21 protein-coding genes are annotated in these 21,358 nt (G+C 32.4%); 16 read left to right on the top strand and 5 right to left on the bottom strand.

Annotation, left to right across the window (positions count from 1 at the left end):
• The first annotated feature begins 24 nt into the window (after positions 1 to 24).
• On the top strand, positions 25 to 2,031 hold the full coding sequence (gene uvrB, locus ABD011_RS07235) for an excinuclease ABC subunit UvrB (protein WP_343797023.1): 2,007 nt from the start codon (positions 25 to 27) through the stop codon (positions 2,029 to 2,031).
• Positions 2,032 to 2,073: 42 nt separating this feature from the next.
• On the opposite strand, the gene ABD011_RS07230 is transcribed toward uvrB, so the two are convergent.
• Positions 2,074 to 2,475, bottom strand: coding sequence for a TerB family tellurite resistance protein (locus ABD011_RS07230; protein ID WP_129761634.1), 402 nt, complete (start codon positions 2,473 to 2,475; stop codon positions 2,074 to 2,076).
• A 314-nt stretch (positions 2,476 to 2,789) separates the two neighbouring features.
• Here ABD011_RS07230 and ABD011_RS07225 point away from each other — a divergent pair, with 314 nt between their 5' ends.
• Positions 2,790 to 3,047 (top strand): DUF1456 family protein, encoded by a 258-nt coding sequence (locus ABD011_RS07225; RefSeq protein WP_129761633.1) that lies wholly within the window; start codon positions 2,790 to 2,792, stop codon positions 3,045 to 3,047.
• Positions 3,048 to 3,094: 47 nt separating this feature from the next.
• On the opposite strand, the gene sucC is transcribed toward ABD011_RS07225, so the two are convergent.
• On the bottom strand, positions 3,095 to 4,285 hold the full coding sequence (gene sucC / locus ABD011_RS07220) for an ADP-forming succinate--CoA ligase subunit beta (protein ID WP_343797021.1): 1,191 nt from the start codon (positions 4,283 to 4,285) through the stop codon (positions 3,095 to 3,097).
• A gap of 237 nt (positions 4,286 to 4,522) precedes the next feature.
• Between sucC and lysA the strand changes: the two genes are divergently transcribed.
• The 14 genes from lysA (at position 4,523) to ABD011_RS07150 (ending at position 18,533) form a co-directional block, all read left to right on the top strand.
• Positions 4,523 to 5,728, top strand: a complete 1,206-nt coding sequence (lysA, locus tag ABD011_RS07215; protein ID WP_129761631.1) for a diaminopimelate decarboxylase — start codon at positions 4,523 to 4,525, stop codon at positions 5,726 to 5,728.
• Positions 5,729 to 5,788: 60 nt separating this feature from the next.
• A complete protein-coding gene (locus tag ABD011_RS07210; protein WP_343797017.1) occupies positions 5,789 to 7,144 on the top strand; it encodes a Kelch repeat-containing protein in 1,356 nt (451 codons plus the stop codon).
• A gap of 71 nt (positions 7,145 to 7,215) precedes the next feature.
• On the top strand, positions 7,216 to 9,099 hold the full coding sequence (locus tag ABD011_RS07205; RefSeq protein WP_343797015.1) for a sensor histidine kinase: 1,884 nt from the start codon (positions 7,216 to 7,218) through the stop codon (positions 9,097 to 9,099).
• On the top strand, positions 9,099 to 9,839 hold the full coding sequence (locus ABD011_RS07200; RefSeq protein ID WP_343797013.1) for a LytR/AlgR family response regulator transcription factor: 741 nt from the start codon (positions 9,099 to 9,101) through the stop codon (positions 9,837 to 9,839). Before ABD011_RS07205 ends, ABD011_RS07200 begins: the two co-directional genes overlap by 1 nt.
• 148 nt (positions 9,840 to 9,987) lie before the next feature.
• Positions 9,988 to 10,419 carry a hypothetical protein gene (locus tag ABD011_RS07195; protein ID WP_131507778.1) on the top strand — a complete coding sequence of 144 codons (432 nt, stop codon included), beginning with the start codon at positions 9,988 to 9,990 and terminating at the stop codon, positions 10,417 to 10,419.
• A 17-nt stretch (positions 10,420 to 10,436) separates the two neighbouring features.
• The gene (locus ABD011_RS07190) at positions 10,437 to 11,213 is read left to right on the top strand and encodes a hypothetical protein (RefSeq protein WP_343797010.1); all 777 of its coding nucleotides are present in this window, start codon (positions 10,437 to 10,439) and stop codon (positions 11,211 to 11,213) included.
• 11 nt (positions 11,214 to 11,224) lie between these two features.
• A complete protein-coding gene (locus tag ABD011_RS07185; protein ID WP_131507782.1) occupies positions 11,225 to 11,743 on the top strand; it encodes a nuclear transport factor 2 family protein in 519 nt (172 codons plus the stop codon).
• 151 nt (positions 11,744 to 11,894) lie between these two features.
• Positions 11,895 to 12,353, top strand: coding sequence for a hypothetical protein (locus ABD011_RS07180; RefSeq protein WP_343797006.1), 459 nt, complete (start codon positions 11,895 to 11,897; stop codon positions 12,351 to 12,353).
• Positions 12,310 to 12,564: a Rossmann-fold NAD(P)-binding domain-containing protein gene (locus ABD011_RS07175; protein WP_343797004.1), complete on the top strand. Its 255-nt coding sequence runs from the start codon at positions 12,310 to 12,312 to the stop codon at positions 12,562 to 12,564. The genes ABD011_RS07180 and ABD011_RS07175 overlap by 44 nt, the downstream gene beginning before the upstream one ends.
• A gap of 44 nt (positions 12,565 to 12,608) precedes the next feature.
• The gene (locus ABD011_RS07170; RefSeq protein WP_343797002.1) at positions 12,609 to 13,649 is read left to right on the top strand and encodes a hypothetical protein; all 1,041 of its coding nucleotides are present in this window, start codon (positions 12,609 to 12,611) and stop codon (positions 13,647 to 13,649) included.
• Between the two features lie 2 nt (positions 13,650 to 13,651).
• Positions 13,652 to 15,067, top strand: coding sequence for an MBOAT family O-acyltransferase (locus tag ABD011_RS07165; protein WP_343797000.1), 1,416 nt, complete (start codon positions 13,652 to 13,654; stop codon positions 15,065 to 15,067).
• A gap of 139 nt (positions 15,068 to 15,206) precedes the next feature.
• Positions 15,207 to 16,511, top strand: coding sequence for an APC family permease (locus ABD011_RS07160; RefSeq protein WP_343796998.1), 1,305 nt, complete (start codon positions 15,207 to 15,209; stop codon positions 16,509 to 16,511).
• Positions 16,512 to 16,645: 134 nt separating this feature from the next.
• Positions 16,646 to 18,133 carry a PAS domain-containing sensor histidine kinase gene (locus tag ABD011_RS07155; RefSeq protein ID WP_343796996.1) on the top strand — a complete coding sequence of 496 codons (1,488 nt, stop codon included), beginning with the start codon at positions 16,646 to 16,648 and terminating at the stop codon, positions 18,131 to 18,133.
• A complete protein-coding gene (locus tag ABD011_RS07150; protein WP_343796994.1) occupies positions 18,120 to 18,533 on the top strand; it encodes a response regulator in 414 nt (137 codons plus the stop codon). The genes ABD011_RS07155 and ABD011_RS07150 overlap by 14 nt, the downstream gene beginning before the upstream one ends.
• Here the strand turns inward: ABD011_RS07150 and ABD011_RS07145 are convergent.
• The 3 genes from ABD011_RS07145 to ABD011_RS07135 all read right to left on the bottom strand — a co-directional run bounded on the left by ABD011_RS07145 (position 18,530) and on the right by ABD011_RS07135 (position 21,338).
• The gene (locus tag ABD011_RS07145) at positions 18,530 to 19,099 is read right to left on the bottom strand and encodes a DinB family protein (protein ID WP_343796992.1); all 570 of its coding nucleotides are present in this window, start codon (positions 19,097 to 19,099) and stop codon (positions 18,530 to 18,532) included. The genes ABD011_RS07150 and ABD011_RS07145 overlap by 4 nt on opposite strands.
• A gap of 12 nt (positions 19,100 to 19,111) precedes the next feature.
• Positions 19,112 to 19,846 (bottom strand): hypothetical protein, encoded by a 735-nt coding sequence (locus tag ABD011_RS07140; protein ID WP_262732600.1) that lies wholly within the window; start codon positions 19,844 to 19,846, stop codon positions 19,112 to 19,114.
• Between the two features lie 88 nt (positions 19,847 to 19,934).
• Positions 19,935 to 21,338: a M20/M25/M40 family metallo-hydrolase gene (locus ABD011_RS07135; protein WP_343796989.1), complete on the bottom strand. Its 1,404-nt coding sequence runs from the start codon at positions 21,336 to 21,338 to the stop codon at positions 19,935 to 19,937.
• Positions 21,339 to 21,358: the final 20 nt, after the last annotated feature.

Raw genomic sequence — 21,358 nt, 5'->3', positions numbered from 1 at the left:
CAATCTTTATCGTAAATTTGTGTTATGCGATTTAAGATAGAGTCAGAATTTAAGCCTACAGGAGACCAGCCAAAAGCTATAAAACAATTAGCTACTGGTATAGAGAGTAATGAAAAATACCAAACGCTTCTTGGTGTTACAGGTTCAGGTAAGACATTTACTGTTGCCAATGTTGTTCAAGAAGTGCAAAGACCAACTTTGGTTTTAGCACATAACAAAACATTAGCAGCACAATTATACAGTGAGTTCAAGCAGTTTTTTCCTGATAATGCTGTAGAGTATTTTGTGTCTTATTATGACTACTACCAACCAGAAGCTTACATTCCAGTATCTGGTGTTTACATTGAAAAAGACTTATCAATAAACGAAGAAATTGAGAAGATGCGTTTAAGCACAACCTCTTCTCTGCTGTCAGGTCGTAGAGATGTTTTGGTAGTTGCTTCAGTGTCTTGTTTGTATGGTATTGGAAACCCAATTGAATTTCAAAAGAATGTAATTTCTATTGAAGTTGACCAAACTATTTCCCGAACCAAACTGCTCCATCAACTTGTGCAGAGTTTGTATTCGCGTACTGAAGCCGATTTTAACCATGGTAATTTCAGAATAAAAGGTGATACAGTAGATATTTTCCCTGGTTATGCAGATAATGCATTCAGAATTCATTTTTTTGGAGACGAAATTGAAGAGATTGAAGCGTTCAACCCAATGAGTAATGAAATTATTGAACGTTATGAAAAGCTCAACATCTATCCTGCAAATATGTTTGTAACCTCTCCTGAAGTCTTACAAAATGCAATAAAAGACATTCAAGGTGATTTAGTAAAACAACATGATTATTTCAAAGAAATTGGTAAACATTTGGAAGCCAAACGTCTTAAAGAACGTACCGAATTTGACCTTGAAATGATTCGCGAACTTGGGTATTGCTCAGGTATTGAAAACTATTCGAGATACCTAGATGGTAGAGCTCCTGGAACGCGACCGTTCTGTTTGCTAGATTATTTCCCTGATGATTTTCTTATGGTTGTAGATGAAAGTCATGTAACCATATCGCAAGTGCATGCTATGTATGGAGGCGACAGAAGCCGAAAAGAAAATCTGGTTGAATACGGTTTTAGGTTGCCTGCAGCTATGGATAATAGACCTTTAAAGTTTGAAGAGTTTGAAGCTTTACAAAACCAGGTAATTTACGTAAGTGCAACTCCTGCAGATTATGAACTTCAAAAAACCGATGGTGTTTATGTAGAGCAAGTGATTAGACCTACAGGTCTTTTAGACCCTGAAATTGAAGTTAGACCGAGTTTAAATCAAATTGATGATTTAATAGAAGAAATTCAGCAACGTGTTGAAAAAGATGAGCGCACACTAGTCACTACGCTTACCAAACGTATGGCTGAAGAGCTTACCAAATATCTGGAGCGCATACAAATTCGTTGTCGTTACATTCATAGCGATGTAGATACTTTGGAGCGTGTGGAGATTATGCAAGATTTAAGAAAAGGCTTGTTTGATGTACTTGTAGGTGTCAACTTGCTTCGTGAAGGGTTAGATTTACCCGAAGTGTCTTTAGTTGCTATTTTAGATGCTGATAAAGAAGGATTTTTACGTTCAGCACGTTCATTAACACAAACTGTTGGTAGAGCTGCGCGTAACCTTAACGGTAAAGCCATTATGTATGCTGATAAAATTACCAATAGCATGCAAAAAACCATTGATGAAACTAATTACAGACGTGAAAAACAAATTGCTTATAACACAGCTAACAATATTACACCAAAAGCATTAAACAAAAGTTTGGATAATGCCTTAGCAAAAAACTCAGTGAGTACTTATAGCTATGAATTAGAAGCTTTAAAAGCTGCAGAACCTGAAAGTGAGTATTTAACAAAAGGTGAATTAGAAAAGAAAATACGCGAAAAACGCAAATCAATGGAACAAGCTGCCAAAGCGTTGGACTTTATTGCTGCTGCTCAATTAAGGGATGAAATTAAAGTCTATCAAGAGAAGTTAGAAAAACTAAAAGTAAAGTGATTTGTGTTTAACATTTAGAACAACTGCTAACTGCTTACAAATCTAATTATATTGTACTTTAAAGATATCGATTAAAAAATCTGGTGGTACAATTTTGTTTGGGAAACTTTCCATTAAATCCAACACTCTATTTATAGATTCATGGCTTAAACCCATTCTCAATCCAAAATTATGTAACCTTACAAGTTCTTTGGAAGTAAATTCTTTATCCAAATTCATTAACAACACCAATCTATGGAATTGTACAATGCGTTCGCTGTGCGATTTTAAATGCACATAATGTACTGGAGACTTAAATAAATAATCAAAATCTTCTTTAGATATTTCTAATTGTTTAGCAATGCCTAAAAGAAAATTGTATTCAATGGATTTAATATTCTCATCTTTCATAGCGAATGCTATCATCTCGGATAACAGACTCAACTTTTCAACACGATTTATCATACCTGAGGGAGTAATTATTACTTTTTATAAAGTTAAATAGATAAATACTTTTATTGTCGTCGATATTTCGTCGCTTATCGAAAAAAAAGATGTCATTCATCGTAGTTTTCTTACGTTCGTACATTTATTTTATTTAAAACACTGGATATCAACACATTAACAACATGTGCGCATTTCGTCGATTTTATAGACTTAAAAAACAAGTTCGATGAAATGCACATTAGGAAATCGTTAAATTTATTGTACTTTGGTTTTTTATTAATGATTTCAAAAAATTCAGAGAAAAATCACCCTCTCAATTAAGTTAACAGACTATGACAAACAACGATATATTTAAAAAATTACGAGTAGCTCATAAATTAAGAGACGATGAAATTGTTGAAATTTTAGCTTTGGTTGATTTTAGAATTTCAAAAAGTGAACTTGGTGCTTTTTTCAGAAAAGAAGACCATCCTAAATATATGGAGTGTGGCGACCAAATTTTACGTAACTTTTTAAATGGACTTATCATTCATTTACGTGGTCCGATGCCTAAAAAGGAAAATTCAAATAAACCACAAAAAAAGAGTTGAAACTTTAAAGCTTCAACTCTTTTTTCTATTTTGTATTTATAAAATTCTTAAGCCAATACCTGCTGTACTTTATCTGCAGCTTCTTGGAACTCAGTAGCACTTAGTACATCTAATCCTGAATTATCAATTAATTCTTTAGCAATATCAGCATTAGTACCTTGTAAACGTACAATAATTGGCACGTTTATATTTCCCATGTTTTTATAGGCATCAATTACACCTTGTGCAACACGATCACAACGAACAATACCACCAAAGATGTTAATTAAAATAGCTTTTACGTTAGGATCTTTTAAGATAATCTTAAACGCAGCTTCTACACGAGCAGCATCAGCAGTACCACCAACGTCTAAGAAGTTAGCTGGCTCTCCACCTGCTTGCTTAATTAAATCCATAGTTGCCATTGCTAAACCAGCTCCATTTACCATACAACCAACGTTTCCGTCAAGGTCAACATAGTTAAGTCCAACTTCTTTAGCTTCAACTTCAATAGGATTTTCTTCGCGTAAATCTCTTAAATCTATATAGTCTTTGTGACGGTAAAGTGCATTGTCATCAATAGTCACTTTAGCATCAACAGCCATAATTTTGTCATCACTTGTTTTTAAAACCGGATTAATCTCAAAAAGAGAAGAATCAGACTTTACATAAGCAGTATATAATGAAGAAACAAATTTTGTCATTTCTTTAAAAGCTACTCCACTCAACCCTAAGTTAAATGCAATACGTCTTGCTTGAAAAGGCATTAAACCTACAGCAGGATCAACTTCTTCATGAAAAATTAAGTGTGGTGTTTCTTCAGCAACAGTTTCAATATCCATTCCACCTTCAGTAGAATACATAATCATATTTTTACCTGTACCACGATTTAAAAGCACAGACATATAAAATTCGTCTGGTTCACTATCACCTGGATAATACACATCCTCAGCAACTAACACTTGGTGTACTTTTTTACCCTCAGCAGAAGTTTGAGGCGTAACCAAATTCATTCCTATGATTTGTCCTGCTATACTTTCTACTTCTTGAAGGTTTTTGGCTAGTTTAACTCCTCCTCCTTTTCCGCGTCCACCTGCATGAACTTGAGCTTTTATAACATGCCAACCTGTTCCAGTTTCTTCAGTTAATTGCTTAGCAGCAGCTACTGCTTCTTGAGCGTTTTGGGCTACAATACCACGTTGTACGCGAACTCCAAAACCTGCTAATATGTCTTTTCCTTGATATTCGTGTAAATTCATAATTCGCTATAAAGTTTAAGTGGCACAAATGTAATTAATAGAGATTACTTACCCTAATATTTACTCGATAATTGAAATTTTAATCCTCTAAAAAAATACTGTCACAAAAGTCTTTTATTCTAGACAAAAATTATTTGTTAATTATTTAACACAATGTTTAAATTGTGTGATATTTTAAATCTTAAATTTCAATTTAAAGGGAATAAAATACCTTTGGAAAAAATTTGTACCAATATAATGTTAGAAAAGCAACTACTTAATATCGCTCAAGAATTCGGGAGTCCTGTTTATGTATATGATTCTGAAAAAATAACCTCTCAATACAAGAGATTAACTAATGCTTTTAATAAAGTAAAACATCTTAAAATCAATTATGCAGCTAAAGCATTATCAAACATTTCGGTTTTAAAACTATTAAAAGGATTAGGTTCAGGACTCGATACTGTTTCTATTCAAGAAGTACAATTAGGTTTAGCTGCTGGTTTTTCACCTGAAACTATTATTTATACGCCTAATGGTGTATCACTAGAAGAAATTGAAACTGCAGCAAAACTTGGTGTGCAAATAAATATTGACAACCTTTCTATTTTAGAGCAGTTTGGGACAAAGTATCCTAAAGTTCCTGTTTGCATTAGAATAAATCCGCATGTTATGGCTGGCGGAAACACTAACATTTCTGTTGGACATATTGATAGTAAGTTTGGTATTTCCATTCACCAAATTCCGCATATACTTCGTATTGTAGAAAACACCAAAATGACTATTAACGGTATACATATGCACACTGGTAGTGATATTTTGGATATTGATGTGTTTTTATATGCCAGCGAAATATTATTTGACACAGCTAAACACTTTAAAAACTTAGAGTTTTTAGATTTTGGTTCAGGATTTAAAGTTCCTTATAAAGAAGGTGACATTGAAACCAACATTGAAGAGTTTGGTAAAAAACTAACGAAACGATTTAACACATTTTGTAAAGAATATGGTAAAGAGCTCACTTTAGCTTTTGAACCAGGAAAATTTTTAGTGAGTGAAGCTGGTTACTTTTTAGCTAAAGTAAATGTTGTTAAACAAACTACCTCAACGGTTTTTGCTCAAATAGATTCTGGTTTTAATCATTTAATAAGACCAATGCTTTATGGTTCTCAGCACGAAATAGTCAATATTTCGAACCCAAAAGGAAGAGAACGCTTTTACTCGGTTGTAGGTTACATTTGTGAAACCGACACCTTTGCCAATAACAGACGAATAAATGAAATTGCTGAAGGTGATATTCTTGCGTTTAAAAACGCTGGAGCCTACTGCTACTCTATGTCTTCAAACTACAACTCACGTTATCGTCCTGCTGAAGTATTATGGCATAAAGGACAAGCGCAATTGATTAGAAAACGAGAAACTTTTGAGGATATTTTAAAAAATCAGGTAGAGATAGACATTTAACTTTTATTGGCTGTATTTACCATCTATATTTTTTAATTTTATTGCAAACTATACTACAATTTGCAAAAAATTGCACTAATACTGTTTTTGTTATCTATTTCATTACATGGTCAAGCCATTGATGGTGTAGTTTTAGATTTTAATACAAAAACTCCACTAGAAAGTGTTAGTGTTATTTTTAAAGACGGTAAAACAGGAACTGCAACTAATTCTTCTGGACAGTTTAGATTAAAACTCAAAGCCAAACCTTCAAACAAAGATAGCATCACCTTTTCAGCTATTGGTTATTCTACAATAAAAGTGAGTGTTGAAGATTTTCATAAAAACCAAAACACCATACTTTTAAAGGGCAAAATAGAAGCTCTGGATAAGGTTACAGTCACTTCAAACATAAAATTAAAACCTAAAATATCCTATGAAAAGATTGAACCTTTAAGTAAAGGTGTTTATGCTTCTAGCTCTATAATTATCAATAACAATGTATATATAATTGGTGGTGATGTATCACATGTTGAAGATATAAATAAAAGAGTATTTAAGCAGGTAAGCGAAATACCCGAAGCTACCATTAGTGATTTTTTAAAAGCATTGAGAAGTAATTATACTTGGGAAAAATACACTGATAAAATTCAGGTTTATAATCTTGACAACGAAACATTAACTACTTTACCTTCACAACTCCAAGAAAGAGCATATCATAAAATTGTTTCGGTTAATGATTCCATATATGTTTTAGGAGGAAAAAGTCTTTCAGTAAATAGAAAGCGTGAATACCTAAAAAACACAATTGAGGTTGTTGATTTAAACACTACCAAAATTATTGAAGATGAAACTTTTCCACATCAAGCAATAAATTTTACTGCAATTGCTTATGACAGAAACATAGTAATAATGGGAGGCTCAACTAAACTTAAAAAAAATGGAGACAAAATTTTTACTAATGAATCTCATATATACAACTTAGATTCTGGTCTTTGGTATGAATTGAAAAACCTCACAAAGCCTAAAGAAACACAAGGCATCATCATTGGAAACACAATTTACTTAATTGGCGGATTCAATGGTAAAGCATTAAAAGAAATTGAATCTTATAACTTAACCTTAGGAGAATGGACTCATGAAGCTGATTTATTTTTTGGTATTGAAAGACCTTCTCTCTGTAATTCCAACGACACAATTTATATTTTTGACGACGACAATATATTTACTTACAACACTACCGCAAAGACGCTTAAACAATTTAAAATAGATTTACATTTAAAGGAATCTGAAATGCATTATTACAATAATGCACTTTATATTTTTGGAGGCTATCATGTAGATGAATTTTCTAAAGTACCATCAAAAAAAGTGTATAAAATTAGTCTAAAAGCATTTTCATCTACAAAACCTATTGAAGCTAAGATTTTCAAATAAAAGCTTTATATTTCTTTTTTTATTACCTTTAGCTTACCCTAAAGTCTTAATTAATAGCTTATTTAAGGCTTATGAAACAACTAACCATTTTTTTTGTATTACTATTTGCAATCACCTGTTCTGCACAACATTCTAATTCTCAAAAATTAGATTCGCTGCTCAATTGGTTAGATAATCATATCTATAATTCAAAAGATTCTACGGATATTTCAAAAAATGCGCATAAAGCCATTGCACTATCAAACACTACCAAAAATTCTGATGCACTTGCCAAATCATACAGCTTTTTAATCACCTATCATAAAGACTATTCAAAACTAGATTCAGCTTTTATTTATCTTGAAAAAGCTAAAGACATCTATACTCAACAAGAAAACAACAATGCTTTAGCCAATGTATATCTAAAACACAAAGAACTTTTAATGGTAAAAGCCGATTATGCTCAGGCAACAAAAAAAACCTATGAAGCTCTGGAGTTATATGAGAAAACAAACAATAAAAAAGGGATTGCGCAATGCTATGCAGCTATTTGCGACCTAAAATATTACGAACGCAGTTATGCAGAAGGAGTTGAATGGTGTGACAAAGCCATTGCTATATTAGAACAGCTTGACGATGCAAAAGTTGAACTAGCCGAAACCTATCGTTTTAAGGCGTTTGATCAATTATTTTCTACTTCAAACCTAGAAGAAGCACTTGAAAGCATTAACACTTCAATTGACTTATACAAGGAATTGAACGAATACGGAATTCCTATGATGGCTTCAGTAAACTGGCGAGGAAATATTTACAAATACATGGAACGCTATGATGAAGCCATTGCAGATTATCAAGCTAACTATGACAATTCAACCAAATTGGGTTTAGAGCGTTATCTCATCCCATCACTTGCAAATACTGGTCATGTGTATTACATGCAAGGTAAATATCAAGAAGCATTACCATATAATCTCAAAGCCATTGAGCTTATAAAAAAAACAGGTAGAGTTAGAAACCTTTGGGAAAACTATATGCATGTATCTAACATTTATGAGTCATTAGGCAACTACGAGTCCGCATTGCATTATCATCATTTATATGCTCAAACTTTAGAAGAGTTTAAAGACAATGTCATTTTCGGGCTAGAATCTGAAGCTCAAGCAAAATATGAAACTGGTCAAAAAAATGCGACTATCTATTTTCAAGACGAAAAAATCGCGCAACAAAAGCGCACACAAATACTCTACATTATACTTGCTAGTTTATTAGCATTTATTCTCTTTGGGTTGTTTTACAATTACCGAAAACGTCAAAAGCGAAATCAAGAACTTCAAATCTTAAATAAAGAACTCGACACCAAAAACAAACAAAACGAATTACTACTCAGAGAAATTCACCATCGTGTAAAAAACAATCTCGAGATGGTTAAAAGTCTTATCAGTTTACAATCTGCGCAATTGAATGATTCAGCAACTAAAGAAGCTATGATAGCGAGCCAAAACAGAGTGCAATCTATGGGAATTATCCATCAAAAACTCTATCAAGGCGAAAACTTAGGAGCCATAGAAATGAAAGACTATTTTATAAACTTAGGCGATGGTATTTTAGATTCCTTTAATGCCGAAAACAAAGTAAAAATAGAATGTGCTATGGAAAATCTAGAACTAGACGTAGACACAGCTGTACCTATTGGCCTTATAGTAAACGAACTACTTACAAATGCAATAAAATATGCTTTTCCTGATGATGCAAAAGGGATTATAAACATTAGTCTTAAAAAAAATAACGACGCTACGCTTACATTAAAAGTAGAGGATAATGGCATTGGCAAAGTAAAAAATGCACCAGCAAAAGGCACAGGGTTTGGCTCACAGCTTATTCAATTATTAACACTTCAGCTTAATGGAAAAATGCAAGAAATCATTGATAAAGGAACAGCGGTTTTATTTCAATTTAAACTTAATACATCAACCTAATGTCGCAACCATCAAAAATATTAATTGTAGAAGACGAAATGGTTATTGGAGCTAATATTTCGTTACAACTCTCATCTTTGGGTTATGAAATTACTGGTGTTATTCCTCGTGGTGAAGAAGCTATTATTAATGTAAAACAAGACACTCCTGATATTATTTTAATGGATATTAACTTAAAAGGAGCTCTCGATGGAGTAGAAACCGTAAAACTGATTCAAAAAGAGTTTGATATCCCAATCATTTACCTTACAGCAAATGCTGATGATGCTCATTTTAATAAAGCAAAAGCTACCAATCCTCATGCGTTTATATCAAAACCTTTTAAAAAACTAGACCTTCAGCATGCTATTGAACTTGTAATTTCTAAACAAGACCTTAAACACAACGCCACAAAAACTGTAGAAGACAACCCTTCTCCTTTTATTTTAAGCGATTCTATATTTGTACGTCATCATGAAAAAATGGTAAAGGTGGATATTAAAGATATTCTTTACATAGAAGCCGAACGCAACTATTGTAGGATTCACTCCAAAAGCAAAGAGTACCTATTGGTTATCACTTTAAAGGATTTAGATGAAAAACTTCCAGAAATGCATTTTTTACGTATTCACAGATCATTTATCATTAATATTTCGCACATAGATGAAGTTGCCACAAGCCATGTGGTTATTGCAAAAAAAGCGATTCCTGTTAGTAAAACTTTAAAAGAAGAATTACTAAAAAGGCTACATACTATTTAATTTTCCCACTTAGAAAACTATAACCTACCCTTCGGACAGTATTTATATCCATTCGTCCTAAACCACTTCTTTCAATCATTGATTATTAGTTATTTAGATACCAAATCAAAAATAAATCACTATTAATTAACCATTAAAACTATTAATCATGAAAATTTTAAAAACTACGTTAGTATTAGCTTTATTATTAATACTTGCACCAACAAACGCAAGTGCTCAAGACAATACTGTATTTACAGTTACCACTTGGAAAATTACAATTCCAGAAAATGGCTCACAAGCCGAATTAGCTTCATTATTAGAAGAGTTCCAAAAAAAGGTTGTTCTACCTAATGACAAAATCATAAGCGAGCGTGCAATGAGACATCTTTCAGGTAGCGATTCTAGAGATTTAGTATTCGTTACAGAGTATGCCAACTGGAATGATGTTGAAGCTGCAAGTGTAAAGCAAGGAGAGTTAATTAATTCTGCTTGGAAAACTGAAAATGATAGAGATGCATTTTTCAAAAAGTTTGATAAATACTTTTTAATGCATACAGACGAACTGTTTTCAGGGTTACCTCAATTAGACAAAAAATAATTCAAACACTATTAATCATGAAAATTTTAAAAACAATCAGTGCCTCAAACACATTGAAATCTAAACTATTGCTTTTGGCTCTACTTGTATTGCCTTTAGTAACAGTAGCTCAAGTACAAGCTTATCTTGTTCATGAAGATCAAGTAAAACCCTCAAAGCACAATGACTATATTGAAGTTTCTAAAGAGTTTAAAGCGCTTTGTGAAAAGCACAATTTTTCAGAATCTTGGAGTGTTGCACAAATGGATGATGGTACATTTTTAACTATTACTCCTGTTGAAAAATTTGCAGATTTAGATGAAGATCCAATGGAAGATTTTGCTAAAACCGTAGGTGAAGAAAAATTCACCTCTTACTTTGAGCGTTTTAACGAATGCTACGACAAACACGGTAGCTACATTACATTACTAAATGAAAACCTGTCTTACATGCCAGATGGGATGAGTACAACTCAAGAAGGGCAAAACTACCGAAGATGGATTTTTATGGATGTTGCAGCCAAAAACGTAAGTAAAACCAGAGAAGCAATAAAAGCTATTAAAGATTTGTTTGCACAAAAAAATTCCAAAATGCACTATCGCATTTACCAAAACGGTTTTGGGCATGTTGGAGATAGATTTGTTGTGGTTATTTCAGCTAAAAGCGCTTTGGATTATGAACAAATTTCTGAAGACAATTGGAAACTCTTAGGTGAAGAAGCTAGACCGCTTTTTGACAATTTAAATAGTCTTATTTCAAGTTACAGTGAAATATCTGGCTGGATGCGACCTGATTTAAGCTACAGTAAACAATAAAACCTAAACCAATGAAAAAGCTATTTATTTTAAGTATTGTACTAGTTTTATTTACAGCTTGCCAAGAACAAAGCAAACGCTACACACAACAGTCGCCTGAAATTGAAACAGTAAAAAAAGCGATACAGCAATACAATGCCAAGAATTATGATACCAGCTTTTATGCTGACACTTGTAAAACTTACTTCAACTCTGATAAGTTTATGACTGTAGAAGAAACCATGTCGTTTCATAAAGCTAATGAAAATTACTACTCTAGCAGAGGGTTTACCGACAATGATCCAGAATATGAAATGGTAGTAACTGACGATGGCGAAACTTGGGTAAACTGTTGGCTAGAATGGAAAGGTACAATGAAAGAAACTGGTAAAGAAATTACAATGCCTGTTCATCTTACCTATAGATTTGCTGATGGTAAAATTGTAAGACAATTAGGTTACTGGGATCCAACAGAGGTTATCTTAGAACTTCAAGCTATTGAAGCTAGTAAAAAAGAATTGTCGAAAGAAGAAGCTGAAGCTTCTAAATAACCAACTCACAAAAAGGTAGATTTTAGTTTTGGTGGAGATGACTAAATCAATGGTTATAAGTAAAACATCATTAAAGTTTAGTGTTAAATATTTATAGAGCTGATCTTATAACCATTGCATCTACCTTAAGTAATACAAAATCACAAAAATAATGGGTAAAATAATTCTATACTCAGCTTTACTGTTACTATCAAACTTTGGGTTTTCTCAATCAACAATAAACAATAAAGACTTAAACTCCATAACACAGTATTACAACTCATTACAAGACAACAAACAATCATCAATTCATTTACAAACTCTAGAACAGTTAATGGGTTGGGAGTTTTTGAGAACTGAGACCGCAAACCTAAATAACAGAAGCTTTATAACGCTAGAAGCTGTTTTAATCAACCAATGGACACAAATTGAAATCACTAGTCTAGAGTTAAAAGTTGTTAGTGAAAATAAAATAATAGCTTCAGGTATTTTATCAGGTCGTCAACCAACAGAATGCGATTACATCTCTACAAGTTTTGAACATCTTTGGATTAAAAAAAGTAGAACATTAAACCAAATAACCCAACATGAAAATAGTAGGTATCATAGGTGGTTCAGGATACATAGATGACAATGTTGTATCCCTATTTTTAAATCAAAATTTTGATGTGAAAATTTCAACTTTAGACATTAAAAAGAAAGAAAACTATCATCATTTAATGGAACTAGAACATGCCGAAAATCTTTATGTCTGTGAACTAGATTCATCAATAAAATCTGCATTAAACAGTTTCACAAAAGGCTGTGATATCGTCATTTTTATGAATCCTTCTGAAATATAACAACTTAAAATTGGAAGACTATTGAAAGCTAAAACCAACCAAAAATGAATCTAAAACAATCCCTTTTTATTGCAATTGCCTTAAGCATTATTGCAGTAACCTCATGGGAACTCTATTGGAGATCTCAAGGTAAAACCCCAGATTTAGATGACAATAAAGACCTTTGGGCAGTACAAAGAGCTAAAGTAGACAAACTAACCAGCAATGATGTTGTGCTTACAGGATCATCTCGCGTTTTATTTGATATTCAGCTTAATGAATGGGAAGCCGAAACTGGAGTAAGACCCATACAATTAGCAAGTGCTGGTACATCTCCTCTACCTATTTTTCATGACATTGTAAATAACACAGATTTTAAAGGCACTGTTGTAGTTGGTGTAACTCCTGGGTTATTCTTTTCAACGACTTACCCAGAAGCTGGACCTTGGAAACGAGCACAAGCTAGAGTCGACTATTTCAAAGACCGAACTTATGCGCAACGCTTAAACCATTGGTTTTCTTTACCACTTCAAAAAAACTTAGTATTAGTATCAACAAGTGAAGAAGGTTGGTCTGACGATATTGATTTAAAATCTTTATTAAACAACTTTAATTCAGGAAACAGAACAGGCAAACCTCAGTATCCTCCTTTTGAGGCTTTTTCATATATGGATGAGGACAGAAATAATGTGATGAGTGAAAAAACTGCTACTGATACCGCATTTGCAAATACCATAATTGCAGCTTGGAAATTTGTAATAATGGGTAACAACAATCCACCTGACGTAGAAGCAACAACTAATTTTTTTGTTGCAGATGCTAAGAAATTTATAGAACGAGGTGGGAATTTAATTTTATTGAGATGTCCATCCAGTGGCTGGATAAAAGAAGGCGAAGACAAGTTTTTGTCGCGTGCAGACCTTTGGGAGCCTCTTGTTAAAGCTACAAATGCAAAAGCGTATTATTATGAGGACTACGACCAGTTTAAAAACCTAAAATGCCCTGAATTATCTCATTTATCGGCAGACGATGCTCGATTTTTCACAACCGAATTAGTGAAAATCATGAAAGCTGAAGGAGCTTTATTTAACTCTAAAACCAACTAACTATGTTATTCAACTCATTAAGTTTCATTGTGTTTTTAACTGTAGTTTTAGCACTTTATTATTTAAAACTATTCAATTGGGCTGGTAAAAAAAGAATGCTTCTTCTTGCTAGCTATGTTTTTTATGGTCTATGGAATCCTCCTTTGGTCATACTGCTATGGATATCAACTATTGTAGATTGGACAGCAGGAAAAAAACTAGCTATTGAAGAGAATCAAAAGAAAAGAAAAATGTGGCTATTACTAAGTATGACCGTAAATTTAGGATTTCTTGCATTTTTTAAATACGGTAATTTTTTACTAGAAAATTTCACTTCGATTATCAATACTATTGGCATTGAATATCAAGCTCTACCAATGGATATTATTTTACCAATGGGTATTTCGTTTTATACGTTTCAAACCATGTCTTATACCATTGATATGTATTATAAAAAGATTGAACCTGCTAGAACATTTTTAGACTTTGCTTTATATGTTACTTTTTTCCCACAATTAGTAGCAGGACCTATAGTTAGAGCTAAAGATTTAATCACTCAATTTTATGAAGAAAAAAAGGCTACTACAAACCAGTTTATTTGGGGTGTTTTTTTGTTGACGATTGGTTTGTTTCAAAAAGTCGTATTAGCTGACACATTATTGGCCGACACTTCTGATGAAATATTTGGTTCAAAAGCAATTCTAAACACTTTAGATGCATGGACTGGTACTTTGGCTTTCTCTGGTCAAATTTTCTTTGATTTTGCAGGATACTCAACTTGTGCTATAGGTATTGCATTAATGCTTGGTATCGTTTTACCAGATAACTTTAGGTATCCTTACGCTTCCATTGGTTTTTCTGAGCTATGGAAACGTTGGCACATTTCATTATCAAGTTGGTTAAGAGATTATTTATATATTCCTTTAGGTGGTAATAGATATGGCATTACAAGAATGTACATAGCTTTAATGCTAACTATGCTACTAGGTGGCTTATGGCATGGTGCTGCTTGGACTTTTGTTGTTTGGGGAGCGTTGCATGGAATTTATCTTGTTGTAGAACGCTTACTTAAAAACAAAATACATGTTAAAATTAATAAGTACAATGGTATTTTTTTAGCACTATTAACTTATACGCTTGTTAACTTTACTTGGGTGTTTTTTAGAGCCAGAGAGTTTTCAACTGCTAAAAACATAATAACCTCAATGCTATTTGTGAATAATGATGGTGAAAAGATTTTACAAAGTTTCGAAATCATCAAGGTTTTTTCTCTCATTACCTTGTTATTTATATGTCATTGGATGATGCGAAATACTTCAATGAAAGAGGTTTCATTAAAAACCAAACCTTGGGTTTTAGGATTGGTTTGGGCTATTATGTTTTTCCTTATCGTTATTGCACAAGGTAGTGGAGAGCAGTTTATTTATTTTCAATTTTAAAAAGTAGTATCTTTAAGTCAAAACCCAAAGTCTTATAATTAACAGCACTAATTATAATACTTATGTGAAACATGCAACAATTACGCGTTCATTCGTTTTACTTTGAAAACAACAATTTACTTTTAATTAAATTAAATCTATGATAAAAAAAGATGAAGGCTTAAAACGCTCCATTGGTGTTTTTGGGTTATCTGCCAATATAATGAACATTATGATTGGAGCTGGAATTTTTGCTCTTCCTGCTGTAATTGCTGGCATTATGGGTTCAGCAAGTATTTTTTCTTACATCTTTTGTGGAATTCTTATTGCATTAATAGTACTCTGCTTTGCTGAAGCAGGAAGTAAAGTAAATAATACTGGAGGTCCTTACACTTACATTGAAACCGCTTTTGGTGATTATGCAGGTTTTCTTGCAGGTATTTTTGCTTCAGGTAGTAATATACTTGCTTCTGCAGCAGTAGCTAATGCGCTATTAAATATTATAGCAACATTCAACCCTTTGTTTGAATTAACTTCTTACAGAGTTCTTTCGTTACTTATAGTGTATGTATTACTGGTTACAATTAATGTAAGAGGTATAAAACAAGGTATTGGTTTGGTAAAAATCAACACACTTTTAAAAGTTATTCCTTTAATTGTTTTAGTGGTTTTAGGGCTTAAAAACATATCAGTGTCTAATTTGCATATTGAGACATTACCTACCTTAGATCAACTTGGTGAATCCTCATTAATTCTCTTTTTTGCTTTTTTAGGTTGTGAAACTGGGTTAATTGTTGGTGGAGAAATTAAAAACCCTAAACGTACAATACCTCGTTCAATTTTTTTAAGCATAGGCTCTGTAGTAGTATTATATATTCTTATTCAAACGGTGTCGCAAGGTGTTCTTGGAACTGATTTAGTAAACCACAAAGCAACACCTCTAGCTGAAACCGCAAAAATATCAATGGGAACATTTGGTTATGTTTTACTTACCATTGGAGCCGCTGTTTCAATGTTTGGTATGGTTAGTGGCGACTTGCTAAACTCACCAAGAGTAATCTATGCTTTAGCTAGAGACAAAGTTATTCCTATAAAACCACTAGCTAAAATCCACCCTAAATTTGCTACACCATACATTGCAATTATTGTACATGGTTTTTTGGTGTTTTTATTTGCATCTACAGGAAGTTTTGAACAACTTGTAATTATTGCTACTAGCTCTATTCTTTTACTTTACTTGGGTGTAGCACTTTCAGTTATAAAACTTAGGAAAACTAAAAAATCTGAGGCTGGTGAATTTAAAATTCCTGGTGGACTAACTGTTCCAATTCTATCAATTGGCATTATTATATATTTCTTATCTAATCTTTCTAATAAAGAAATGATAGCTACAGCTGTTTTTATAGGTTTACTAAGTGCTATTTTCTTTGTTATAAGATTTATTAAACGTAAAAAGACCGATTAAATGTTTAAGAAGCATACTCAAACATTGTTAAGTAATCAAAACCATTAAGTTATTAGTAACGGTATAATTGCAAATTTCATTTCAAATTGTATATTTGAATTATCCCAATAATACCTTAAAACTAATAGCTATATATGCAATTCAATGTAAACGACTCTCAGCAAGTTCTCGATTTTATTCAGAAAGCTGCAAAAATTGGAACATGGCAAGTATTACTAGAACCTTATGAAATTCAATGGAGTGATATAACCAGAGAAATTCATGATGTTGGAAAATCCTATAATATAGAACTTGAAAAAGCACTAGATTTTTACAAAGAAGGCTACTCTAGAGATAAAATAACTTACTATTTCAATAGATGTATTGAGCAAGGAGAACCTTATGACGTAGAATTAGAACTTGTAAGTGCTAAAGGTCGAGAAAAATGGGTTCGCGCTATTGGTTTTCCTGTATTAGAGAATGAAAAATGCGTAAAAGTTCAAGGACTATTTCAAGACATTACTGAGAAAAATAAAACTCAAAAAAAGGTTGCACTTAGAGAACAACAGTTTAGAAAAACTTTTGACAGTGCCTCCATTGGAATGGCTATTGTAAGTTTAGAGGGTAAATTCATTAGGGTAAACCAAAGCTTAAGAAACATACTAGGTTATACTACTGATGAGTTTAAAACTTTTAATTTTAAAGATATAACTCACAAAGAAGACACTACTTTAGGAGATAAAAAATTTGCAAAATTATTAAGTAATGAAATCTCAAATTTTCAGATAGAAAAAAGATATCTTCATAAAAATGGAAGTATAATTTGGGCTAGTCTTAGTGTATCTTTAGTTAGTAATGAAGATGGCACACCTCTTCACCTAGTCGCTCAAATAAATGATATTACTAAACGAAAAGAATCTGAAAAAAAAGTTAACACCCTTTTAGAAATCACTAAAGACCAAAACTCAAGATTATTAAACTTTGCTCACATAGTTTCGCATAATTTGCGTTCACATTCTGGTAACTTAGAAATGTTACTAGACTTGATGAAACACGAAGAACCTGAAGCTACTGATAATAGCTATTTTCCTCTAGTTGACACTGCAGTTAATAATTTAAGTGAAACGGTAGAAAACCTTAACCAAGTTGCTATTTTAAACACAAAACTGCATGAAGATTTAACACCAACCAATCTTTATGAAGCCATAAACAAAACAAAAGAAAGCTTAAAAGCACACATCTTAGAAAATGATGGAAGCATAATCAATAATGTACCAGAACATCTTATCATAAATACTGTACCTGCTTATTTAGACAGCATTCTTTTAAATTTTATTAGCAATAGTATAAAGTATAGAAAGCCTGATGTTACTCCAAAAATTAATATCAGCACTAGTTTTACTGACGATAACCAATATCTTGTTTTAAAAATTGAAGACAATGGAATGGGTATCGACCTAAACAGACACAGAAAAAAATTATTTGGAATGTACAAAACCTTTCACAAGCACAAAGATTCTAGAGGTCTTGGGTTATTTATAACCAAAAATCAGGTAGAAGCAATAGGTGGAAAAATAGAAGTTGAAAGTGAAGTAGGTATTGGTACAACATTTTTACTACATTTAAAACATGAAATCAATTAACACCCTATACATAATAGACGACGATCCTATTTTTGTTTTTACAACAAAAAAGATGTTCGATAAGGAAAAAATCTGTCAAAACATTTTAGTATTCTCTAATGGAGAAGATGCTATAAATCACTTAACGCCATTAATGAAAGCTAATAATGAAGAAGAACTTCCTGAACTTATTTTACTGGATTTGAATATGCCTATTATGGATGGATGGCAGTTTCTTGACGAGTTTGTAAAACACAAAACCAAAAAGAAAATTATCATTTTTATTGTTAGTTCCTCAATTGATCCTAACGATATTCAAAAAGCTAACGAGTACCAAAACGTTTCAAACTACATTATTAAACCTATTACTCGCGAAAAAATAAAACATATAGCTAGTGAAATTACAGCCTTAGTAAACTAATTACTTTTCACAGTGCCTGTAAAATGATTAATATTAGAATTTATTGGATTTCCTGAAGTTCTTCTATAAGATGCTATTTGTCCTGAATGCCATATTGCATCGGCAATTGGGCCATTAATAGCATTCCAAAAAGGATTTTCTCTTTCTCCAAAAACAATAACAAATTTTGATACATCATCACTAGCTCTTAAAATATCAGCAGCTGTTTTTAAATTGATTAATGTTTGTTTACGTTTTTCTTCAAAACTTAATTGTGAGGTGTCTTTTTTATCATATGGTTGATGTAAAGCTGCACTTAAAATCACATAAGAAAGTGTTAAAACATGATCAACGGTTTCTCCTGTAGAGCGTGAGCCACCAATAGGTTTATAACTTAAATCCTCTTCTGTCAATCCATCTGTAGCCCAATAAAACCTAAACCCTAAACCATCTATCATTCTTGCGGCTACAGTTCCTGCTGTGTAAGTATCTGAATATTCAGGGATTTCGTAATAAGGTAAATTATCTTGTGCTTTCACATTTATAGATACAAAAATTAAAAGTGCAGTAATGCTTATCTTTTTCATTGATTTAAAAGGTTACTTTGATTTTATTGTAAAATTATGTTTTTCATTTATTACGCCATGATAAACCAAGATTTGTTCAATACCATTTTCATCAGTAAATGGTATTTCTTGAGCAGGATATAGCTTCTGTCTTTTACCATTTAGTATAAAATAAGAATATCTACTAGTCTCACTATAAACTGCTATTTGGTTTTTACCATCAATAGTTAAAGCCGATTTTTCACCAACAGGAATAGAAAACTCTGGAATTAATTTTGCTTTAGTTCCAACATCTTTAATTGTAAGTGACCGATTAAGCGAACTCATTAGATTTTTAGATGATGAAGAGTAGGCTTCTATGTTTTCGGTCAATTCAGATATTGAATTACTAATAGCATTTGTTTTACTACCTTGTCTATCCAATTGCTTTTTAAGCTTTTCAAAACCAGAAAATATTTGAGCTTGTTGATTGTTTAATTTTTCATTTGCTTCATTTAAAAGTGATTTGGACTGACTAATGTTTTTCTTTAAATCATCATTCTCATTTGCTTCAGTTTGTATCATTATGTAGGACACAACCAATGCAGCAACATTAACTGCAAACAAAAGAATATTTTTAGTTGTTAAACTACTTTTATTAAAAATGAACTTTGATTTTTTCCCTTCTTCATCGGGAGTTGTGTCGTTTGACTTTTTATCTTCATCAAAGAAAATTCCAATAGTGGTTATGATTAAAGATAAACCTAGTGAAAATAGCACGAGTTTCATAGTGGTTGATTTTATACATATAATAAATATATAAAATTTTTACTCTTACTCGTCTTAAATTCAGAGTTTTAAAAACATTTATAAGCTATTAATCTTTCAACTCAGTTTTATCTGTAATTGTTTCAGTACCATATTTATCAAACAAATATACCAAAGCAGTCATTGTTGCAGCACCAAGCTCTAGCTCTCTTTTATTAACATGCTCAAAAGTATCATTAGCAGCATGATGGTGATCAAAATAACGTTGAGAATCTGGTCTTAAACCTGCTAATACAATATTATCATCTTTTAAAGGTCCAATATCTGCTCCACTTCCTCCTTTTTCAAAATAATGAATTAAGTAGGGTTTAAAGAGTTCTTTCCAACCTAAAACTTTATTAAAAACTGCATCACTGCAATCAAAAGTAAAGCCTCTAGGTGTAAATCCACCTGAATCACTTTCTAAAGCAAAAACGTGCTTCTCGCCTTTTGCCTTTGCAACTTCAGCATATTTTCGTCCTCCTCTAAGTCCGTTTTCTTCATTCATAAACAACACCACACGAATACTACGCTTTGGTTTTATACCACTTTCTTTTAGCAGTCGTAATACATCCATAGATTGCACACAACCTGCTCCATCATCGTGAGAACCATCACCTAAATCCCATGAATCTAAATGACCACCAACAATAATATATTCGTTAGGAAATTCACTACCTGTAATTTCTCCAATAACATTATAAGACTGCACATCTTTTAATTGTTGACAATGCTGACTGAAGTAAAACTTAATATCTTTATTTAAACCTAGCATATTACTAAGCAACTCAGCATCGTTAGTGCTTATTGCTGCTGAAGGAATACGTTGTGAGTTAGGTAAATCGCCATAACTCATGCTTCCTGTATGCGGATAATCGTCTAACCTTAAATTAACTGAACGTACAATTACACCAACAGCTCCAAACTTTCCTGCTTCTCTTGCTCCTGCATATCTTTGGTCTACACAACCTCCATAAGCTTCAAAAGTATTGATTAAGTCAGCTTGCATTGGCCTATTAAAAAATACAATCTTACCTTCTATTTTTTCTTTGCCTAGAGTCTCTAATTCATCCAAACTTTTAACCTCAACTACATTAGCTTTTATACCTCCACTTGGAGTTGCTATCGAGCCTCCTAAGGCACAAATATTTACACTGGTAGTTTTTCCTGGAGAGGTTTCAATATATGCAAACTCAGGTGCTCCTCTTACCCATCTTGGTACCATAACTGGTTGCAACCATACTTTGTCTAAACCTAATTTTTCTAGTTCTTCTTTAGTATATTCAACTGCCTTTTCAGCATTTAAAGAACCTGAAAGTCGACCTCCAATTTGATTAGATAAATGGTCTAACCATTCGTAGCTTTTTCCGTTGGTTAATGATGTTGAGTATATTTTTTTAATGTTATCAGCATCTTCTTGTGCAGTTACTGAAATGGATACAAGAATACTGAGTAGAAATAAAATGTTTCTCATAGATGGTTAATGTTTTAAAA

Source organism: Gaetbulibacter jejuensis, assembly GCF_039524015.1.
Classification (GTDB): Bacteria; Bacteroidota; Bacteroidia; order Flavobacteriales; family Flavobacteriaceae; genus Gaetbulibacter_B; species Gaetbulibacter_B jejuensis.
Note: the sequence above shows the minus strand (reverse complement) of the source record. Positions and strands in the feature narration are given on the sequence as shown.